The organism is Phosphitispora fastidiosa (assembly GCF_019008365.1).
GTDB classification, from domain to species: domain Bacteria; phylum Bacillota; class Thermincolia; order Thermincolales; family UBA2595; genus Phosphitispora; species Phosphitispora fastidiosa.
Window position 1 is genome coordinate 1 of sequence record NZ_JAHHUL010000087.1, and the last position, 321, is coordinate 321.

Below are 321 nucleotides of genomic sequence, written 5' to 3' on the forward strand. Positions count from 1 at the left end.
CTGCTGAAGAGTGCCAGCAGCCGCGGTAATACGTAGGTGGCAAGCGTTGTCCGGATTTACTGGGCGTAAAGAGTATGTAGGCGGATATTTAAGTCAGATGTGAAATTCCCGGGCTTAACCTGGGAGCTGCATTTGAAACTGGATATCTAGAGTGCGGGAGAGGAAAGTGGAATTCCTAGTGTAGCGGTGAAATGCGTAGAGATTAGGAAGAACACCAGTGGCGAAGGCGACTTTCTGGACCGTAACTGACGCTGAGATACGAAAGCGTGGGGAGCAAACAGGATTAGAAACCCTTGTAGTCCCGAGGCCAGATCGGAAGAG

Annotated in this window: 1 rRNA gene; it reads left to right on the plus strand. The window is 50.8% G+C overall.

From position 1 onward, the window contains the following. Positions 1-321: ribosomal RNA gene (locus Ga0451573_RS19055) — 16S ribosomal RNA — on the plus strand; the annotation flags it as partial.